Source organism: Sphingomonas sp. (assembly GCF_035714405.1).
Classification (GTDB): Bacteria; Pseudomonadota; Alphaproteobacteria; order Sphingomonadales; family Sphingomonadaceae; genus Sphingomonas.
In genome coordinates, this window is the sequence record NZ_DASTMA010000010.1 from 1 (window position 1) to 1,775 (window position 1,775).

Genomic DNA, 1,775 nt, shown 5'->3' on the forward strand with positions numbered 1-1,775 from the left:
GTTTCGGGGCATGACGCATCATCGTACGATGGGCTGCGTGGGCGCCGAGACGCGGACGGGGACCTGTATGCGATTGAAGTTCGACGCGCGTGCCAGCCGCATCCTGCGGCGCTTGCCCGTCGTCAATATCTATTCGGTCGCAGAGCTGTTGCTGCTCGCCGGCCTGGCGGTTCAGGGCGCGCGGCTGGTGTGGACGGTGCTCACCCCGGTGGCGCCGCTCGGCGACTGGCGTCCGGCGGCGTTGGTGGTGCCCGGTCAGCCGGGTTCGATCCTGGCGGGCTTCGATCCGTTCTTCCGGCTGGAGCAGGCTCAGCAGGGGCCGGCGGTGGTCACCGCGCTGTCGCTGACGCTGTTCGGCATCCGTGTCGACGAAGCCTCCGGTCGCGGATCGGCGATCATCGCGGGAGCGGACGGCGTCCAGAACAGCATCGCAGTGGGCGACGAGATCCAGCCCGGCGTGACGCTGAAGGCGGTGGCGTTCGATCATGTCACGATCGATCGCGGCGGCGCGCAGGAGGATCTGTTCCTGGTCCAGTCGGACGCGACACCGGCATCCCCCGAGGCGACCGGGGCCCCGACGCCGGGCGGCTTCACGCCGCCGATGGTGCAGAGCCCCGGCGCCATGCAGCCACCGCCGCCGCCGATCGGTCCGGCCGCCAGCGGCGTACCGGCCGCGCAGCTGCGCAGCGAGATCGGCTTCATCCCCCGGATCGATTCCGGGCGGATCAGCGGCCTGGTGGTCAGGTCGCAGGGCACCGGCGCGGTGTTCCGGCAGGCCGGGCTGCGCGACGGCGACGTCGTCACCTCGATCGGGGGGCGGCCGGTGACCGGGCAGGGCGACCTCGAACGCGTCACCACGGACTTTGCCAAAGGGGGCAACATTCCAATAACAGTCGAGCGCGGCAGTAACACGCTGCCGCTCGCCATCACGATCGCTGCGAGTAAATGAAGAAGCTTTTCCTGGCCTCGGCCCTGTCGCTTGCCCCCGTCCTCTCGGTCGTCCTCGCCGCGCAGGCGCAGGCGCAAACCACGCTCAACGTCCGCGATGCCGACATCCGCGCGTTCATCGCCGATGCCGCCAAGGTGACCGGGCGGACCTTCATCATCGACAACCGCGTCCAGGGCAAGGTCACGGTGGTGACCGATCGGCCGCTGAGCCGGTCGGAATATCTCGAGATCTTCCTGGCAACCCTGCGGTCGAACGGCCTGGTCGCGGTGCCTTCCGCCAATGGTGCGTTCCGGGTCCAGCCGGTCGACAATGCCGCGTCGCAGCCCGGCCGGATCGGCAGCGCGGGCGCGGCGCGCAACAGCTTCGTCACCGAGATCGTCCGGTTGCGATCGATCGATGCCGCGAGCGCGGTGGAGACGGTGCGGCCGCTGGTCAGCGCGCAAGGCTCGGTCAGCGCCAACCGCGGCAGCAACAGCCTGGTGATCGTCGATTTCACCGACAATATCCGCCGGGTGCGCGAGGTGATCCGCCGGATCGATACCGATAATGCCTCGACCCGCGTGATCGCGCTGAAGAACGCCAACGCCAAGGAGATCGCGGCGGCGCTCACCGGGCTGTCCGGTGGCGGTGGTGCTGCGGGTGGTGGCGGCGGGGCGGGGACCGCGGGCGGCGCCGCGGTGTCGGTGATCGCGATCGAGAGCTCCAATTCGGTCGCGGTGCGCGGCGACGCGGCGACGGTTGCCAACCTGTCGCGGATCGCAGCCGAGCTCGATCAGAAGGCGAAGAGCGGCACCGAGATCCGGGTCGTGTTCCTGGAGAATGCGGA

General features: G+C 69.6%; 2 protein-coding genes. Both read left to right on the top strand.

What is annotated here, in order from left to right; genetic code table 11:
• The coding region (locus VFQ64_RS03065; RefSeq protein ID WP_325101832.1) for a type II secretion system protein N at positions 1–949 on the top strand (949 nt) is incomplete at its 5' end.
• Positions 946–1,775: secretin N-terminal domain-containing protein (locus tag VFQ64_RS03070; RefSeq protein ID WP_325101833.1), on the top strand; the 830-nt coding region annotated here is incomplete at its 3' end. The genes VFQ64_RS03065 and VFQ64_RS03070, both read left to right, overlap by 4 nt.